23 protein-coding genes and 1 other RNA gene are annotated in these 16,991 nt (G+C 67.2%); 11 read left to right on the top strand and 13 right to left on the bottom strand.

Going from position 1 to position 16,991, the window contains the following annotated elements; translation table 11 throughout:
• The first annotated feature begins 134 nt into the window (after positions 1-134).
• From mtaB to HB724_RS05460, 3 genes are read left to right on the top strand one after another with little or no spacing between them, the layout of a single operon-like run.
• Positions 135-1,358 (top strand): tRNA (N(6)-L-threonylcarbamoyladenosine(37)-C(2))-methylthiotransferase MtaB, encoded by a 1,224-nt coding sequence (gene mtaB, locus HB724_RS05450; RefSeq protein WP_213979900.1) that lies wholly within the window; start codon positions 135-137, stop codon positions 1,356-1,358.
• Positions 1,355-2,293, top strand: coding sequence for a signal recognition particle-docking protein FtsY (ftsY, locus tag HB724_RS05455; protein WP_213979901.1), 939 nt, complete (start codon positions 1,355-1,357; stop codon positions 2,291-2,293). Before mtaB ends, ftsY begins: the two co-directional genes overlap by 4 nt.
• Positions 2,286-2,906, top strand: coding sequence for a septation protein A (locus tag HB724_RS05460; RefSeq protein ID WP_213979902.1), 621 nt, complete (start codon positions 2,286-2,288; stop codon positions 2,904-2,906). Before ftsY ends, HB724_RS05460 begins: the two co-directional genes overlap by 8 nt.
• 283 nt (positions 2,907-3,189) lie before the next feature.
• Here the strand turns inward: HB724_RS05460 and HB724_RS05465 are convergent, their stop codons facing one another.
• Both HB724_RS05465 and pspF read right to left on the bottom strand, forming a co-directional pair.
• Positions 3,190-3,810 carry a superoxide dismutase gene (locus HB724_RS05465; RefSeq protein ID WP_213979903.1) on the bottom strand — a complete coding sequence of 207 codons (621 nt, stop codon included), beginning with the start codon at positions 3,808-3,810 and terminating at the stop codon, positions 3,190-3,192.
• Positions 3,811-3,966: 156 nt separating this feature from the next.
• Complete coding sequence (pspF, locus tag HB724_RS05470; RefSeq protein WP_213979904.1) at positions 3,967-4,995, bottom strand: phage shock protein operon transcriptional activator; 1,029 nt, start codon at positions 4,993-4,995, stop codon at positions 3,967-3,969.
• A 394-nt stretch (positions 4,996-5,389) separates the two neighbouring features.
• On the opposite strand from pspF, the gene pspA reads away from it, so the two are divergent.
• From pspA to HB724_RS05510, 8 genes are all read left to right on the top strand, one after another.
• Positions 5,390-6,058 carry a phage shock protein PspA gene (gene pspA / locus HB724_RS05475; protein ID WP_213979905.1) on the top strand — a complete coding sequence of 223 codons (669 nt, stop codon included), beginning with the start codon at positions 5,390-5,392 and terminating at the stop codon, positions 6,056-6,058.
• Positions 6,059-6,061: 3 nt separating this feature from the next.
• A complete protein-coding gene (pspB, locus tag HB724_RS05480) occupies positions 6,062-6,337 on the top strand; it encodes an envelope stress response membrane protein PspB (protein ID WP_213979906.1) in 276 nt (91 codons plus the stop codon).
• A gap of 1 nt (position 6,338) precedes the next feature.
• Positions 6,339-6,716: an envelope stress response membrane protein PspC gene (pspC, locus tag HB724_RS05485; RefSeq protein ID WP_213979907.1), complete on the top strand. Its 378-nt coding sequence runs from the start codon at positions 6,339-6,341 to the stop codon at positions 6,714-6,716.
• 29 nt (positions 6,717-6,745) lie between these two features.
• On the top strand, positions 6,746-7,033 hold the full coding sequence (locus HB724_RS05490) for a hypothetical protein (protein ID WP_213979908.1): 288 nt from the start codon (positions 6,746-6,748) through the stop codon (positions 7,031-7,033).
• Positions 7,034-7,047: 14 nt separating this feature from the next.
• The gene (locus HB724_RS05495; RefSeq protein WP_213979909.1) at positions 7,048-7,314 is read left to right on the top strand and encodes a hypothetical protein; all 267 of its coding nucleotides are present in this window, start codon (positions 7,048-7,050) and stop codon (positions 7,312-7,314) included.
• A gap of 174 nt (positions 7,315-7,488) precedes the next feature.
• Complete coding sequence (locus tag HB724_RS05500; RefSeq protein WP_213979910.1) at positions 7,489-7,758, top strand: hypothetical protein; 270 nt, start codon at positions 7,489-7,491, stop codon at positions 7,756-7,758.
• A 27-nt stretch (positions 7,759-7,785) separates the two neighbouring features.
• Positions 7,786-8,046 (top strand): hypothetical protein, encoded by a 261-nt coding sequence (locus tag HB724_RS05505; RefSeq protein ID WP_213979911.1) that lies wholly within the window; start codon positions 7,786-7,788, stop codon positions 8,044-8,046.
• Positions 8,047-8,204: 158 nt separating this feature from the next.
• Entirely contained in the window at positions 8,205-8,609 is a 405-nt protein-coding gene (locus tag HB724_RS05510) for a SufE family protein (protein WP_213979912.1), read from the top strand.
• A gap of 147 nt (positions 8,610-8,756) precedes the next feature.
• Here HB724_RS05510 and HB724_RS05515 read toward each other — a convergent pair whose 3' ends face one another.
• The 11 genes from HB724_RS05515 to HB724_RS05565 form a co-directional block, all read right to left on the bottom strand.
• On the bottom strand, positions 8,757-9,179 hold the full coding sequence (locus HB724_RS05515) for a hypothetical protein (RefSeq protein WP_213979913.1): 423 nt from the start codon (positions 9,177-9,179) through the stop codon (positions 8,757-8,759).
• A 51-nt stretch (positions 9,180-9,230) separates the two neighbouring features.
• Positions 9,231-9,533 (bottom strand): (2Fe-2S) ferredoxin domain-containing protein, encoded by a 303-nt coding sequence (locus HB724_RS05520; protein WP_213979914.1) that lies wholly within the window; start codon positions 9,531-9,533, stop codon positions 9,231-9,233.
• The gene (locus tag HB724_RS05525) at positions 9,530-10,066 is read right to left on the bottom strand and encodes a J domain-containing protein (protein WP_213979915.1); all 537 of its coding nucleotides are present in this window, start codon (positions 10,064-10,066) and stop codon (positions 9,530-9,532) included. Before HB724_RS05525 ends, HB724_RS05520 begins: the two co-directional genes overlap by 4 nt.
• A gap of 53 nt (positions 10,067-10,119) precedes the next feature.
• Positions 10,120-10,515: RNase P RNA component class A (gene rnpB, locus HB724_RS05530), an RNA gene on the bottom strand.
• A gap of 40 nt (positions 10,516-10,555) precedes the next feature.
• On the bottom strand, positions 10,556-10,888 hold the full coding sequence (locus tag HB724_RS05535) for a hypothetical protein (RefSeq protein WP_213979916.1): 333 nt from the start codon (positions 10,886-10,888) through the stop codon (positions 10,556-10,558).
• Positions 10,889-10,979: 91 nt separating this feature from the next.
• Entirely contained in the window at positions 10,980-11,681 is a 702-nt protein-coding gene (locus tag HB724_RS05540) for an N-acetylmuramoyl-L-alanine amidase (RefSeq protein WP_213979917.1), read from the bottom strand.
• A 41-nt stretch (positions 11,682-11,722) separates the two neighbouring features.
• Positions 11,723-12,592: a protein-glutamate O-methyltransferase CheR gene (locus tag HB724_RS05545; protein ID WP_256731345.1), complete on the bottom strand. Its 870-nt coding sequence runs from the start codon at positions 12,590-12,592 to the stop codon at positions 11,723-11,725.
• On the bottom strand, positions 12,589-13,602 hold the full coding sequence (gene cheB / locus HB724_RS05550) for a chemotaxis-specific protein-glutamate methyltransferase CheB (RefSeq protein ID WP_213980010.1): 1,014 nt from the start codon (positions 13,600-13,602) through the stop codon (positions 12,589-12,591). The genes HB724_RS05545 and cheB overlap by 4 nt, the downstream gene beginning before the upstream one ends.
• 90 nt (positions 13,603-13,692) lie before the next feature.
• Entirely contained in the window at positions 13,693-14,058 is a 366-nt protein-coding gene (locus HB724_RS05555; RefSeq protein WP_213979918.1) for a response regulator, read from the bottom strand.
• Positions 14,059-14,139: 81 nt separating this feature from the next.
• Entirely contained in the window at positions 14,140-14,565 is a 426-nt protein-coding gene (locus HB724_RS05560) for a chemotaxis protein CheW (RefSeq protein ID WP_213979919.1), read from the bottom strand.
• Complete coding sequence (locus tag HB724_RS05565; protein WP_213979920.1) at positions 14,565-16,898, bottom strand: chemotaxis protein CheW; 2,334 nt, start codon at positions 16,896-16,898, stop codon at positions 14,565-14,567. The genes HB724_RS05560 and HB724_RS05565 overlap by 1 nt, the downstream gene beginning before the upstream one ends.
• Positions 16,899-16,991 lie beyond the last annotated feature (93 nt).

The raw sequence follows: 16,991 nt of genomic DNA on the forward strand, positions 1-16,991 counted from the left end.
CGAAGGCCGGGATCCAGAGTTTCCCTGCCGCGTCGCTTGTGGCTCTGTATCCCGGCCTTTGCCGGGATGACGGCTGGGAGGTTCCCTCGGCGCGCGTGGACTTCCGGCGCCGGCAACCCTAGATCGCTCGCCAGATGCCGATCCCTGCGCCGCATGTCGTCAACCTGGGCTGCCGCCTGAACCTCGCCGAGGGGGAGTCGATCCGTGCCCTGCTGGCGGGCCGCGACACGATCGTGGTGAACAGTTGCGCGGTCACCAACGAGGCGGTCAAGCAGACCCGCCAGGCAATCCGCCGCGCCCGCCGCGACCGGCCCGATGCCGAGCTGGTCGTCACCGGTTGCGCCGCGCAGATCGACGCGCAAGCCTTCGCCGCGATGCCCGAGGTCGATCGCGTGATCGGCAATGCCGAAAAGCTGCTTCCCGCCGCCTGGGCCTCGTCCGCCGAGGTACAGGTGCAGGACATCATGGCCGTGCGCGAGACCGCGCCGCATCTTGCCGCCAGCTTCTCCACCCATGCCCGCGCCTTCGTCGAGGTCCAGAACGGCTGCGACCATCGCTGCACCTTCTGCGCGATCCCGTTCGGGCGCGGCAACAGCCGCTCGGTGCCCGCCGGCGCGGTGATCGACCGCATCGCCGCGCTCGCCGAGCATCATGCCGAGATCGTCCTGACCGGCGTGGACCTTACCAGCTACGGCCCCGATCTCCCGGGCGCGCCGTCGCTAGGCCGGCTCGTCGAACGCATCCTGACCCATGTCCCGCGCCTCCAGCGCCTGCGCCTCTCCTCGCTCGACGGCATCGAGGTGGACGACCGCCTCTTCGCGCTGCTCACCCAGGAAGAGCGGATCATGCCGCACGTCCATCTCTCGCTCCAGGCGGGCGACGACATGGTCCTCAAGCGGATGAAGCGCCGCCACAGCCGCGCGCAATCGGTCGCGCTCGCCCGGCGCCTCCACGCCGCCCGGCCGGACATCGCGATCGGCGCCGACCTGATCGCCGGCTTCCCGACGGAGACCGAGGCGATGTTCGAGAACAGCCGCGCGCTGATCGCCGATTGCGGCATCGTCCACGCACATATCTTCCCCTATAGCCCGCGCGCCGGCACCCCCGCCACGCGCATGCCCCAGATCGAGCCCGAGGTCGTGAAGGCCCGCGCGGCCCGCCTCAGGGAAACCGCGGCGGAACAGCGCGGACGCTGGCTGCAAAGCCTGATAGGCACCACCCAACAAGTGCTGGTAGAGCGCCCCGGAGACCGCGGCCATGCCGGCAATTTCGCCGAGGTGCGCCTCGCGCCAACCCAAGTCGGAGAGATCGTGACTGTGAAAATCGAAGCGGTTCGGGATGGAAAGCTGATCGCATGAGCAGCAACCCCTCCTGGCATGAGCGCCTGCTCGGCGGCTTCCGCAAGACGTCCGACCGGCTGCTCGGCAATCTCGCCGGCCTCAGCCTCGCGCGGCTCGACGAAGCGACGCTCGACGAAATCGAGGAAGCGCTGATCGCTTCCGATCTCGGCCCCGCCACCGCCGCCCGCGTTCGCGCGCGCCTCGCCGAGGGGCAGTTCGAGCGCAACCTGGAGGAGCTCGGCATCCGCCTGATCGTCGCGGACGAAGTCGCCAAGACGCTCGAGCCCGTCGCCAAGCCGCTGGAGATCGAGGCATTCCCCCGCCCCCAGGTGATCCTGGTGATCGGCGTCAACGGATCGGGCAAGACCACCACCATCGCCAAGCTCGCCAACCAGCTCCTCGACCAAGACTATAGCGTGATGCTGGCGGCCGGCGACACGTTCCGCGCCGCCGCGATCGGGCAGCTCCGCACCTGGGCTGAGCGGATCGGCGTGCCGATCGTCTCGGGCGCCGAGGGCGGCGACGCTGCCGGCATCGTGTTCGAAGCGGTCAAGCAGGCCACCGAGAAGGGCATCGACGTGCTGATCGTCGACACTGCCGGACGCCTCCAGAACAAGCGCGAGCTGATGGACGAGCTCGCCAAGATCCGCCGCGTCCTCGGCCGCCTCAATCCTGCGAGCCCGCACGACGTGGTGCTCGTGCTCGACGCGACCACCGGCCAGAACGCGCTCAGCCAGATCGAGGTGTTCAAGGAAGTCGCCGGCGTCACCGGCCTCGTCATGACCAAGCTCGACGGCACCGCACGCGGCGGCGTGCTGGTGGCGGCGGCCGAAAAATACGGCCTGCCCATCCACGCGATCGGCGTCGGCGAGAAGGTCGACGATCTCCGCCCGTTCGATGCGCAGGAGGTTGCGCGGATCATCGCCGGCGTGGAAGGAGCTGCCAATGGCTGACAATTCCAAGCCCGCCGTATCGCCGGGCCTCCGCATGGCGATCGATTTCGGTCCGCTGATCGTGTTCTTCGCGGTCAACAGTCTTGCGTCCGGCCCGCAGATCGCCCGCATCCTCACCGCCACGGTCGCCTTCATGGTGGCGATGGTGGTGGCGATGGCGCTGTCGTGGTGGCGTGCGCGGCACATCTCGCCGATGCTGTGGATCACCGGCCTGCTGGTGCTCGTGTTCGGCGGGCTGACGCTCTATTATCACGACCAGACCTTCATCCAGGTCAAGCCGACGATCGTCTACGTCATGTTCGCGGTAATCCTGGGCTATGGCCTGATCGCCAACAAGCCGCTGCTCCAGATGCTGCTCGAATCCGCCTATCCCGGCCTTTCGGCCAAGGGCTGGCGCCTGCTGACGATCAACTGGACCGGATTCTTCGCCGCCGCCGCGCTGCTCAACGAAGTCATGCGCCACCTGCTCGACTGGGATCGCTGGGTGCTGTTCAAGGCCTGGGGCATGATCCCGCTGACGCTCGTCTTCGCGATGCTCAACATCCCGATGCTGCTCAAGCACGGCCTCCAGCTCGAAAAGCCCGAAGACGCCCCGCTGCCGCCAGAAGGCTAAGCTGAGCGACATTCAGAATTATGGGGCGCTGACCACAACTGGGTCGTCACCCCGGCCGAAGTGCCGGGGTCTACTGTGCGGCTGGGAGAGCGCCTCGAGCCTCTAGCCGCTCTCTCGCGGATAAGTAGACCCCGGCACTTTGGCCGGGGTGACGACGGAGGAGTACCGGCACGCCTCCGTGCCGAGTGATCGATCCGCGCCAAGACCCGAGGAACTGCACAGAAAAAAGGGGCGGCGGGCCATGGCATGGCCCGCCGCCCCTTTTTCTTGGATATTGTCGGGATCAGCCCTGGTCGGCCCGGCTCGCGCCTTCGCCGTCGAGGTTCTGGGCCACGAATTCCCAGTTCACCAGATTGTTGAGCAGCGTGTCCACGAACACCGGACGCGCATTGCGATAGTCGATGTAATAGGCGTGTTCCCACACGTCGATCGTCAGCAGCGGCGTCACGCCGTGCGCCACCGGCGAATCGCCGTCGTGGAACGACGTGACCTTGAGCTTGCCGTCCTCGAGCACCAGCCAGCCCCAGCCGCTCGCGAAATGGCCGACGGACTCCGCCTTCAGCTTCTCGACCAGCGCTTCCTGGCTGCCGAAACCCTCGGCGATCAGTTCGGCCAGCTTGCCGGTCGGCGCCTGCTTCTCCGGCGAGAGGCACTGCCAGAAGAAGCTGTGGTTCCAGATCTGCGAGCTGTTGTTGAAAAGGCCCTTGTTGCCCTTTTCCTTGGCATATTTGATGACGTCGGTCAGCTTGGCGCCCGCCAGTTCGGGGATGTCGGCCACCAGCTTGTTGGCGTTGTCGACATATGCCTTGTGGTGCTTGCCATAGTGGAAATCGAGCGTCTCGGCCGACATGTGCGGCGCCAGCGCATCCTTGGCATAGGGCAGTTCGGGAAGTTCGAAGGCCATTTTTGGATACTCCGTCCGGGGTTTCGTCCGCCCAACGATCGGCCGGGCTTGCAGGTCCGCCCTAGCGCCGAAAAGGCGCGCCTGTCCCGCAAAAATCATTGCAGGCGGCAAACGAATTTTCCGAACACGTCCAGCGAACCCAGGCGATCAATGCGATCAGCCCCCCGCCCCCAGCAGTTCGTGCCGCTTGAGCGCATGGCGGAGCTGGTCATAGGTCAGCCCCAGCGCCTCGGCGGTGGTGCGCTGGTTGAAGCGGTGCTCGGCCAGCGCGCGCGACAGCAATTCGCGCTCGAACCGCGCCACCCGCGTCTTGAAGTCCGCCGGGCCGTCAAGCGCCGGCATCGCGGGCGCAGCCTCCACCGCGGCGGGCGCGGAAGCCGCCGGAGTGGCCGCGCCCTGCGCCGTCCGCGGCCGATAGGGCGACTGGAACGGATCGATCTCGATCGCGTCGATCGGCCCGTCATGCTCCCAGCGATAGACCGCGCGCTCCACCACGTTGCGCAGCTCGCGGACATTGCCCGGCCAGTCATAGTTCTGGAGGATATCGAGCGCGTTCGGCCCCCAGCCCGGCCAGTCGACCCGGCCGATCTCGGACGCCATGCGCCGCCCATAGAATTCGGCCAGCACCTCCACGTCGCCCGTCCGGTGCCTGAGCGGCGGCAATGTCACCACCTCGAAGCTCAGCCGGTCGAGCAGGTCGGCGCGGAACGTCCCCTTCTCCACCCGCTCGGGCAGATGCTCGTTGGTCGCCGCGACGATGCGCACATCGACCCGGATCGGCCGCGACGAGCCGATCCGCGTGACCTCGCCATATTCCACCGCGCGCAGCAGCCGCTCCTGCGCGCCCATCGAGAGCGTGCCGAGCTCGTCGAGGAACAAGGTGCCGCCATCGGCCTCCTCGAACCGCCCCGTCCGCGCCTTGGTCGCGCCGGTGAAGGCACCCGCCTCGTGCCCGAACAGCTCGGCCTCGATCAGCGTCTCGGGCAAAGCCGCGCAGTTCATCACCACCAGCGCCTGATCCCAGCGCGGGCTCAACCGGTGCAGGCGCTCGGCCACCAGCTCCTTGCCGGTCCCGCGCTCGCCGATGACGAGCACCGGCCGATCGAGCGCGGCCGCCCGGCTCGCGCGTTCGAGGGCGTCGAGAAAGGCCGGCGACTGGCCGATGACATGCGTTGCGCGTTCCACACCAAATCCTTGGCGAATTTTCCCAATTGTTGGCAAGGAAATTTTGCAGCCCTCACCGCCGAAAAGCCGGAAAACGGCGGAAAACCGTGAGTTTCAAAAACTGGCACGGCTTCTGCAGAGCTGTGAGCAAGCCCGATGACGGGCCACGAAACAAGCCAAGGTTCAAGGAAAAAGACCATGACCTACCAAGCCGCCACGCTTCGCAATGCCTTTGTCGCAGTCGCCTTCACCTTCCTCGCCAGCGCCATCTTCATGGCCGGCGCGGTCGGCCCCGCGATCGCCTGAGGCGCCACGAGGTCTCCCCATCTCACCTCCCTCGGTGAGAAGGGCCCCGCCGGAAGGGGTACCCCCTAACCCCTTCCGGCGGTAACCAAAGTACGAAGGAGTTCATCAAATGGGCATTTTTTCGCGAACCCGGGACATCATCGCCGCCAACGTCACCGACCTGCTCGACAAGGCGGAAGACCCTGCCAAGATGATCCGCATGATCATCCTCGAGATGGAGGAGACGCTGGTCGAGGTCCGCGCCAGCGCGGCGCGCACCATCGCCGACCAGAAGGAGATGCGCCGCCACATCGTGAAGCTCGAAAAGCTCCAGGAGAGCTGGACCGAGAAGGCCGAGCTGGCGCTGTCGAAGGGCCGCGAGGATCTCGCCAAGGCCGCCCTGGTCGAGAAGCAGAAGGCCGGCGACATGTGCGACCAGCTCGCCCAGGAGATCGCGGTGCTCGACGAGACGCTGAAGGCTTCGGAGGAGGACATCGCCAAGCTCCAGAACAAGCTGCGCGAGGCCCGCACCCGCCAGAACTCGATCGTCGCCCGGCTGGAGAGCGCGAACAACCGCGTCCGCCTGCGGGAGATGACCAACGGCACGAAGATGCAGGACGCCTTCTCGCGCTTCGACGTCCTCGAACGCCGGGTCGATTTCGCCGAAGGCCGCGCCGAAGCGGCCGGCCTGGGCGGCGCGCCCAAGACGCTGGAGGAGGAAATCGCCGAGCTCCGTTCGTCGGAGAAGGTCGATGCCGAGCTCGAAGCGCTGAAGGCACGCCTGGGCAAGGGAGCCTGATCGATGGAAGACGTGCTCGGCATCCTCGTCGGTGCGCTCGCTGTCGTCATCCTCTTCCTGGGCCTGCCGTGGCTGATCTTCCACTACATCACCAAGTGGAAGCAGGCCGCATCGCTGACCGGAGAGGATGAGAAGCTCCTCGACGAACTCCACTACACGGCCCGCCGGCTGGAAGAGCGGCTCACGACGATCGAGCGGATCATCGCCGCCGACAATCCCGACTTCCGTCCCAGCCAGTCCACGGAGCCTTCGCCCTACGACCTCAGCAGGAGGAACTAAGATGTCCGCCAGCCGCACCAAATTCTATCTCGACAAGCAGAATGCCAAATGGTCGGGCGTGTGTGCCGGGATCGCCGATTATACCGGCATCGACGTGACCTGGGTGCGGGTGGGCGCAGTGCTGCTCACCTTCGCCACCAGCGGATGGCCGCTGATCGCCTATTTCGTGATCGCCTGGATCGCGAATCCCAAGCCGACCGGGCTCTACGATACGCCGGAAGACGCCAAGTTCTGGCAAGGCGTGCGATCGAACCCCAAGCGCTCGGCACATGCGGTCCGCTCGACCTTCCGCGACATCGATCGCCGGCTCGCCGACATCGAGATGTACTATACGAGCCGCAACACGCGCCTCGCCGACGAGATCGACAGCCTGCGCTGAGGCGCAGGCGGTCAACAGGGAGGAAACCCATGCAGGATGGAATGATCTTCGTGGTGCTCCTGGTCGGGATTTCGACCATGGGCTGGCTGGCCAACAACTGGATCCGTGCCCGGCACGGCTACCCGGTCGAGAATGAGTGGAAGGGCACGACCGCCAAGGGCGACCCCGATGCCGAGCGCAGGATCGAGCTTCTCTCCTCGGAGAACGAGCGCCTCACCGGCCAGATCTCGCGCCTGGAGGAACGGATCTCGGTCCTGGAACGGATCGCCACCGATCCCGCCGAGCGCACCGCCCGCGAAATCGACGCGCTGCGCTGAGAAAGGAGTTCGACATGATTAACCCCCTGCTCATCCCCATCCTCGGCATCTCCTGCGGACTGCTCGCCATCATCGGCGGCGTGTTCATCAAGCCCTGGCTCGCGCTCCAGCAGCGCAAGATGGAGCTCGAAGCCCAGATGGTCGCCGAAAAGGCCGCCCAATATGCCGCCCAGACCGAACGGCTCGAACAGCGGGTCCGGGTGCTCGAACGAATCGTGACCGACCGCGGCATCGACGTCGCGGATGAAATCGAAAAGCTGCGCGACGCGCCGCTCAACTAAAAGGATAGTCCCATGATCGTTTTGTTCGCAGTGCTGACGGCACTGTGCGGGGGGTCTATTGCCCTCGCGGAAAGCCGCGATCGCCCCCGCCGCCGCGCAGAGCGCACGGCCCGGCTCGCAGCCCAGCAATCGAACTGAGCGCCGCCGCGCTCGCACAAGAGGGAGGAAGGCCAGATGAACCCGTTCGAAATGGTCGTCGCGATCATCGTGGTAGTGACGATCGGGCGCGTGCTCACGGCCCGCTACGGTGTCCACAAGGACAAGCACGGCAACGAATATCTCCGCGCCGACCCCGCGGAAGCCGCCGAGAATGCCCGGCTCCGCGAAGAGCTCCGCTCGCTGAAAGAGCGGGTCCAGGTGCTGGAGCGCGTGATTACCGACAACAACAGCAGCCTGCGTCTCGATGCCGAGATCGAAAAGCTGCGCGACAACAACCGCGCCTGATGCGCCCCTGACTAGGGAAACATGGCAATGACCAACGATCCCAATCTCTATCTCACCCTTGCCGCCTCGGGCCTTGCCGGCCTGGGCATGGTGACGGCGGCGAGCCTTTCGGGCTGGCGCGGCTGGCTGGCGCTCAAGCACCAGGAGATCACCACCCGCCAGGCCGCCCGCACCGCCGGCGACCAGGAGCCGGCCGGCATCCCCTCCGCCGCTTCGCGCATCGAGATCGCCGACCTCAAGGAACGCATCCGCAAGCTCGAAGCGATCGCGGCAGGCGTGGATCTCTGATCCTCGCCCCAGCCAAAACCGTCATCCCGGCGAAGACCGGGATCCGGAGCCAAACAGGGCATCGCTCGTGACTCCTGGATCCCGGCCTTCGCCGGGATGACGATCGAAGGATCGAAGGGCGGTGGAATTGTCTCGGGCCGGCGCTATAGCCCGCATCCATGCCGAGCCTCGCCGAACTCCAGGACGAATATGAATTCCTCGAAGCCGATGATCGCTATCGCCTGCTGATCGATCTCGGCCGCGGCCTGGAGCCGATGCCCGATCCGCTCAAGACCGACGCGACCTTGGTGCGGGGCTGTTCGGCGGCGGTGTGGGTCTATCCCACCCGCCGCGACGATGGCCGGCTCCATTTCCTGGCCGATTCCAACGCCGCGATCACCAAGGGCATCATCGCCCTCGTCCTGCTGACGGTCCAGGATCGCGCCCCCGCCGAGATCCTCGCCACCGACATCGACGCCGCGCTGGCGCCGTTCGACCTGCGCAACCAGCTCAGCTCGAACCGGACCCAGGGCATCCCCAACATGATCGCCCTCATCCGCGACACCGCCGCGCGCTACGCCTGAAAGATAGCCCTCTCCCGCTTGCGGGAGAGGGTTGGGTGAGGGTTAAGTGCAATGCACGATCGAATCGCACCTTCATCCGACTCACCCTCACCCCGGCCCTCTCCCGCAAGCGGGAGAGGGAGAACTATCCGACGGATAAAACAGCCCCTATTTCTGGAAGGTCTTGACCCCGAACGCGCAGGTGCCGCCGCACTTCTCCATCGTCACGCGCGCGACATAGTTGCCCGACGCATCCACCCCGACGATCGGGAAATCGTCGGTCTGGTCGTCCTTGTCGACCAGCTTGCCGCTGGCATCGTACAGATGGATGTCGAGATTCTCGCAATCGCCGTCGCAGACGCCGATGATCTGATATTCGCTGGCGCCGTTCAGCGCGAGCTGGAAGACCTGCTCCTTGCCCTGCTCCAGCGAGCCGCGGCGCTCCCAGCCGGTGGCGGTATAGCCCTTGTTCGAATAGATCTCGCTGGCCTTGTCGAAGAGCTGGCCGATGATGTCGTCGGCCCCCGAAGCCGCGACCGGAACGGCGGCGGCGATCAGGGCGGCGAGGCCCATTCCGGCTTTGAGCAGCATCGATATTCCCCCGTAATCCTGTATTAGCTGTCCCCGCCGCATGCCGCCAAGTCAAGCGCCCAGGCCGAGCTCATCCGCCAATTCGGCCATGTCGGCGCGTGCGGGCACCAGCAGCCAGTCGCGCGAGGCGGCTCCGTTGACCACCGTCACCGCGCCGCGCGGGCACACGCCCAGGCACTTCACCTCGACGATCCCCGCCCCGGCCTTGCGCCCCTTCTTCAGCCCCAGATATTTGCGCAGCGCCTTGGCCAGCGGCGTCCTGCCCTTCGGCCCGAAGCCGCCGTCGAGCTTCTTCGAGCACTTCGCGCACACCAGGATCGCATTGTCCCAGTTGGAACGGACATGGTGCTTCAATCGGGCTTCCAGGTCCGGCGCTCCTCCGCTGCCTTGAGCACCTCATAGGCCGCCTGGATCGCCTGGAAGCGCTTCGCGGCGTCGGCATCGCCGGGCTTCACGTCCGGATGATTGGATTTCGCCATCCGCCGCCACGCCATCCGCACCGCTTCGAAATCGGCGTCGACCTCGAGATCGAGCACTTCCAGCGCGCGCATCTCGTCGCGCGAGCGGCTGCCGTCGCCCGGCCCCGCCCAGCCATTATACTTCGCCTCGGTATAGCCCGATGCGTCGCGCCGCTCCTCGGCTTCGCGCTTGGCGGCTTCCTCGGCGGTCAGCCCCTCGAAATAATTCCAGTTGCGATTGTACTCGCCCGCATGCGTCTCGCAGAAATACCAGCGCTCGGGGCTGTTGGGCGATTTGGGTGCGGGCCGGTCCCCCGGTTCCTCGCAGCCGTGCCGGTCGCACAGCCGCACCTTCACGGCCTCGCGCTCGGCGCCATAGCTGCGCCAGCGCGGGAAGCCCCAGTCCTGAGATCGTGTCTGACGTGCCATCTTGTCCCGCAGATAGGAGGACGCGGCCCTATACGCCAGCGCGATGACGGAAATATGCCAGAGGGTCTATAAGCCGGGTTCTGTCCACCCCTCCCAAGAATCCCTGGGCGAGGCTGTGCGGCCATTCCTCTAGGCGGCGGATCGCTCCGCCGCTCAAGCAACCAACCCGGACGACGAGGCGGAACACCTCATATGCCGTCCCTATTCGGTCTTGCTCCCGGTGGGGTTTGCCATGCCGCTTCCGTTACCGGTCGCGCGGTGCGCTCTTGCCGCACCCTTTCACCCTTGCCCTTAGCCCGCCGTCCGAAAACTTGGGGCCAGTGGGCGGTCTGCTCTCTGTGGCACTTTCCCTGGGGTCGCCCCCGCCGGGCATTACCCGGCACCGTCGTTTCCGTGGAGCCCGGACTTTCCTCGCGTGCTTGCGCACCCGCGGCCGCCCAACCCTCTGGCACGCGCCGCTCTAGCGCACCCCCGCCCGAGCGCAAGCGGTCAATCGCCCTCGGGCGCGTCCTTGTCCTCGGCTTTTTCGGTTTCATCGACGGCGGCGACCGCCGTACCCCAGGCCTGGACCTCGACCCGCCACAGCGATTGCAGCGGCCCGGCGGCGATCGCGGCGCGGCGATAGTCGGATGCGACGCCCATCACCCCGTCCGCGCCGCTGACCTGCGCGACGCGATTGAGCGCGGCGACGGCTTCCGCGGCGTTCGGCGCATTGACCGATGCGGTCTCCTGCCCATTGGCGTCGCCCCGCACCGTGCCGACCAGGCGCACGCGCACCGGGCCGATCGGCATCATCGAGGGTCGGATTCCATTGGCGCTCACGGCAAACACCTCCGTCCCTCCTATACTCCTCCTTTACCTGCGAAAGGGTGAAGGAATATATTGAACGGCGCGGAAACCGTCTTGGCTTCGATCAGTCGTCGCCCTGCGGCTTGGGCAGCAGCAGCGCGAGCAGGATGCAGCGGCACTCGCCGTCGATCTCGCCGTCGATCAGTTCGGGCCGGAAGCGGCGCTGGAACGCGATCACCGCCGCCTCGCGATCCTCGACGTCATAGCCGAAGCGCTCCAGCGCCAGCATGAAGCCCGCATCGGGCCAGCCGGGATCGACCAGGTTGCGCGTCGGCCGCGGCAGCGCGAGCCTGAGCCGCGCCAGGGCATGCCAGTTGAACAGCTCGCCCGGATCCTGCTTGCGCGCCGGCGCCACGTCCGAATGGCCGACCACATTGCCGCGGGTGATGCCGTGCCGCGCCTTGATGTCGGCGACGAGCGGGATCAGCGCGCCCATCTGCGCGGCCGGAAAGGGGCGATAGCCGAATTCATGCCCCGGATTGACGATCTCGATCCCGATCGAGGCGCTGTTGACGTCCTTGATCCCGCGCCAGTGCGAGCGGCCCGCATGCCAGGCGCGCTTGTCCTCGTCCACTAGCCGCAGGATGCTGCCGTCCTCGTCCACCACATAATGGGCGGAGACCTTGGCCTCCGGATCGCGCAGCCGCGCGACTGCGGCCCCGGCGCTTTCCATGCCCGTATAATGGAGCACGATCATCGTGATCGGCAGCGCGCGCGCGTCGAAATTCGGCGAGGGCGCGGACATGATGGCAAGACCGTCGGACATCGCCGCTAGTTAGGGCGCGCCGGGTGCCGCCCGCAAGCGGTTCAGCCCGCCGCGGCGCGCGACGCGGACGGGCAGCTCTCCACCGCCTTGTAGAAGCCGCGATATTCGTCGCTCGGCACGAAATGCTCGGTCTGCCCGATCACCGTCTCGCCCGCGCCCAGCACCAGCATGCCGCCCGGCCGGATCGCCGTGGCAAGCCGGTCGAACACCTGGCGCCGCAGCGCCACCGAGAAATAGAGCATCACGTTGCGGCACAGGATGATGTCGAACCGGCCCGAAGGCGCCGGATCGCCGGTCAGGTTGTGCTGGCGGAACTGCACCTTGCGCACCAGCTCCGGCTTCGCCACCCAGTCGCCGCCCACGGTGTCGAACCAGTTGACCATGCGCCGCACCGGCAACCCGCGCTGGATCTCGAACTGCGAGAAGCGGCCGCTGCGCGCGCGCGTCAGCGCCGCCGGCGAAACGTCGGTCGCGACGATCTCAGGCAATTGGCCGCCCAATGCCTCGATCTGCTCGGAAAAGAGCATCGCGAGCGAAAAGGGCTCCTGCCCGGTCGAGCATCCGGCGCACCAGACCCGCAGGCGCCGCCCATGTCCCTCGGCATGCATCGCGCGCGCCGCGTCGGCGATCGTATCGAGCACCGCGGCGTCGCGGAAGAAGCTGGTCTCCTGGTTGAGCAGCGCATCGACCACCTTGTCCGCGAGCTCCCCCGTCCGCGCGGCGATCAGTTGCGCCACCAGTTCGTCCAGCGTGGTCAGGCCGCGCTCGCGCAGCACGGGCTTCAGCGCCGTCTCGATCCGCCAGGAGCGATTGGCCGCGATCTGCTGCCCGGTGCGCTGTTCCAGCAGCGCGGTAATCATCATCATCGTGCTCGGCGTGCCGGGCGCCGTCTGTGCGGAGAGGTGGATCATTCCCCCGCCCCTTCGCGCGCGATCAGCCGGCCGATCTCGTCGGGCGGCAGCACCGCGCTGGCCCGGCCCGCATTCGCGATGGCGCCGGGCATGCCCCACACCACCGAAGTCTCGCGGTTCTGCACCAGCACGCGCGCGCCCGCATCGGCCAGCCGCTTGGCGCCCTCGCACCCGTCGCGCCCCATGCCGCTCAGCACCACGCCCACCGCACGATTGCCGAACACGTCGGCCACGGTCTCGAACATCGGATCGACCGAGGGCATGCAGCCGCTCAGCGATTTCTCGTCGGTCAGGCGGATCGATGCGCCGTCGGACATCCTGACCACGCGCATATGCGCGTCGCCCGGCGCGACGACGATCCGGCCCGGCCGGATCCGCATGTGATTGACCGCGACCTCGCACGGGCGCCCGCCGAGCACCGCGAGCTGCGCCGCGAAATAGCTCATGAACGACACCGGCAGATGCTGCGTCACCAGGATCGGCACCTGGAAGCTCGCCGGGATCGCGCGGAGCAACTGGCTGAGCGCATGGATGCCGCCGGTGGAGGCGCCGATCGCGACCAGCTCGAAATCGTCGGATGCCGTCGCCGCCGGGATGGCACGCGTCACATGCGGCACGGAATCGTGCGGCGCGTCGAACAGCTTGGCCAGCCGTTCCTCCAGCACTTCGGCGAAGCGCCCGCCGAACGCGCCGATGCCGGGCTTCACCAGCGTATCCGCCGCGCCCAGCGCCAGCGCCTGCACGGTCACCGCCGCGCCTTCGTCGGCGCTCGAGGAAACGACCAGCACCTTGGCGCCCCTGCCCGCCGCGAGCATATCGGGCAGCGCGGTCAGGCCGTCGATCCCGGGCATCTGGATGTCGAGCAGGATGATGTCGACGCTGTGCGCCCTGAGATAGTCGAGCGCCGCGCGCACGTCGCCCAGCGCGGCGGCGACGCGGAAGCGCCGCGTCCCTTCCACCATCCGCCCCAGCACCGAACGCGCGACGACCGAATCGTCGACGATCAGCACCTGCGCCGGGCCGGCGGCCACGCCGCCAAAGGCCGCGTCCGCTATAGGATGGGGGTTGGACACCCGGCTATTCTCCTGGGCGTGGCCCGTTCAGGCGACGCCGACGATCTGCAGCTTGCTTTCCAGGGTCTCGCGATCGAACGGCTTCATCACATATTCGTCGGCGCCGGCTTCGATCGCGGCGCGGATATAGGCCATGCCGTTCTCGGTGGTGCAGAACACCACCTTGGGACGGTTCGGCAGACCCGAATCCTTCAGCGCGCGCAGGAAGTCCATGCCGCTCATCACGGGCATGTTCCAGTCGAGCAGGATCACGTCCGGCGGGGTCGACAGGCAGGAATCGAGCGCCTCGCGGCCGTCACCGGCCTCGCGCACTTCGAAATCGAGCGTCTCGAGAATATGCCGGGCGACCTTCCGGATCACCTTCGAGTCGTCGACGACGAGACAAGTCTTCATTTTGCCCTGTTCCCCGTTGGCAGGTGTCATTGGACAGCCCTTTTACCCCGAAGGCGTAATCTTCGCGTTAATCCGATAATCTCATTGTAGAGCGGTCGAGCCCGGAACGAGCGATGCCAGGTCGATTGCGAGGATCGGCTCGCCGTCGCGCTCGATGATCCCGCGCCCCGCGCTGCGCCACGCCGCGTCGAGCGAGATGCCGCCCGCCAGCGGCAACAGGTCGAACGGCGCCACATCGTCCAGCGAATCGACCAGCAGCGCATAATGATGCCCCTCGACGCGGGTAATCACCGCGCGCTTCGCCTGGCCGCCAGCATCGAGCCCCAGCGCCGATTGCGTATCGACCACCGTCACCACCCGGCTCCGCAGCGCCGCCAGCCCGCGGACATGCCCGGATGCGCGCGGCACCGCAGTCACCTCGCCGATATCGACCACCGACTCCACCTGGTCCGAATCGATCGCCACCGCACGACCCGCGATCTGCGCGATCAGATAGAGATGCGCCATTATTGCCCAGCCTTTCCGGCCACACGGGCCTCGAGCGCGGAGAGAAGCCCCGCGCGATCATAACGATAGACGCTGTCGTCGCCCTGTTTCGCGGCACGGCGGCGGCGCAGGCGCACGATCGGCGCACCCGCCTCGCTCGGCATCGGCGCATCCTCGGAGGAGAGCACCACCGCCGGAGTCTCCCCGGCGGCAAGCTGCGCGGTGACGCGATAGCCCGCGGATTCGAGCAGCGGCCGCACGAACGACGCCATCCACCCGTCCTGGTCGCCCGCGATCAGGCAGAGCGGCGCATCGTCCTCGACCTCGCGATCGGCATGCTCGTCGAACACCCAGAGCACGTCGAGCAGTTCGACCTGCTCGCCGTCGATCAGCATCACCCCGGCCACCGGCCCCGCCTCGCGCGCCGGGGCGATCTCGCGCGGCAGGATGATGATGTCGAGCGCCTCGTCGATCGCGTAGCTCACTTCGGTCGCATCGTCCTTCAGGCGCAGCACGTTGAGCTTGCGCCGCCCCTCGATCTCGCCCTGCGCGGCCAGCGGCAGGATGCGTCCGTCGATCGCCAGCCGGAAGCGTCCGGCGGCGAAGCGCACCTGCTCCGCCAGCACCTGCTCGACCCGGTCGACCGCCGCGAGCGGCACCGCGCGGCGCATCCCGTCCAGGTCGCAGAACAGCAGCGCCGGCACGCCCGGCGCCTCGGCGGCTTCCTCGGCCTCGTCGAAGGCGTGATCCGCGTCGCGATTGAAGTTGAGCCCCGCCACGCTCGCCATGCCCGCGCAATCGAGCAGCAGCATCGGCAGGCCGGAATCCGGCAGCGTCTGGCCGGCATAGAGCCCGGTGGTCATCACTGCGGGAGACGCCGGCTTGATGACCAGTTCCTCATTGTCGAGCACGGTATCGACGGCGAGCGCATAGCTGCCCTCGCTCACGCTGACGATCGCGAGCATCTGGCTGCCGCCATGCTGCTCGGAACGCGGGCCACGCTCCAGCCCCAGCAGGTTCGCCAGGTCGAGCAGCGGCATCCGCCGCTCGCGCACCGTCGCCACCTGGGTTCCGCCCAACACGTCGATGCGGATCGCCTCGCCGCGCTCGGTGACGATCTCCTCGATCGACTGGCGCGGGATCGCGAAGCGCTGGTTGCCCGAACCCACGACGATCGCCGAGATGATCGACAGCGTCAGCGGCACATGGATCGCGATGCGCAGCCCCTTGCCGGGCACATTGTCGAGCTCGACGCGGCCGCCGATCTGCTCGATCGAGGCGCGGACCACGTCCATGCCCACGCCGCGGCCAGAAACCTCGGAGACCTCGTCCTTGCTCGAAAGCCCCGGCTGGAAGATCAGATCGAGCTTGGCCCGCTCCGAAAGCGCCATCAGCTCGCGCTCGCTGCGCCCGCCGGTCGCGGCCAGCTTCTTTATCAGCCGCTCGGTATCGATGCCGCGCCCATCATCGGCGATCTCGACGATGATCTGGTTGCCCGATTGGCGCGCGGCGACGCTCAGCCGGCCATTCTCGCGCTTGCCCACCGCGCGGCGCATCGCCGGCGCCTCGATGCCGTGATCGATCGCGTTGCGGACGATATGAACCAGCGGATCGCGCATCACCTCGATCATCTCGCGATCGAGCTCGACGTCCGATCCCTCGATATGCAGCGTCACGGACTTGCCCAGCCCCGCCGCGGTATCGCGCACCATGCGCGGCAGCGCGGAGAACAGCGCGTCGATCTTCTGCATCCGCGTCCGCGTGACGGTATCGCGCATCTCGCCGACGGTCAGCGACAGCCGCTCCAGCGCCGCCTCGATCGCGGGATCGATATCGCCATGGCGCAGCCGCCGCGCCAACTCGTTGCGGGCCAGCACCATCTCCGACATGCCCGACATCATCCGATCGAGCAGCTCGACGTTCAGGCGAACGCTGCGCGACGGCGCGCGCTGCACATTCGCCGACGACAGCATCGCGACGTGATCCGATCCCTGGGCCAGCGCCGCGATCAGCAGTTCCTCGCCGCTGTCGGGCACGCTGTTGCCCGCGTCGATCGCCTCGACCAGCTCGCCGATCCGGTCGACCACGCCCAGCACCGCGTTCACCAGCCCGCGATCCGGCTCGCGCTCGCCCGAGCGCACCTGCGCCAGCACGCCCTCGGCGGCATGGGCCAGCCGCTCCAGGCGCGGCAGGTCGAGAAAGCCGCAGCTTCCCTTCACCGTGTGCACGAATCGGAAGATCGCATCCAGGCGCGCGCCGTCGCCGGGATGCGCTTCCCAGGCGACGATCTCGCCTGAAAGCGCCTCGAGCGTCTCGCGCGTCTCGGCGATGAATTCCTGTAACAGGTCGTCCATGAGGCCCCGGAGCAAATTTGCAGGGACCACAATGGGGGTTAGAGGGTTAATTCGCGGTTAGCCCGCAGCCCGAAACGCCTCATCCTTGATAGG

It is taken from the genome of Sphingomonas sp. dw_22 (genome assembly GCF_018449795.1).
Taxonomy (GTDB): domain Bacteria; phylum Pseudomonadota; class Alphaproteobacteria; order Sphingomonadales; family Sphingomonadaceae; genus Sphingomonas.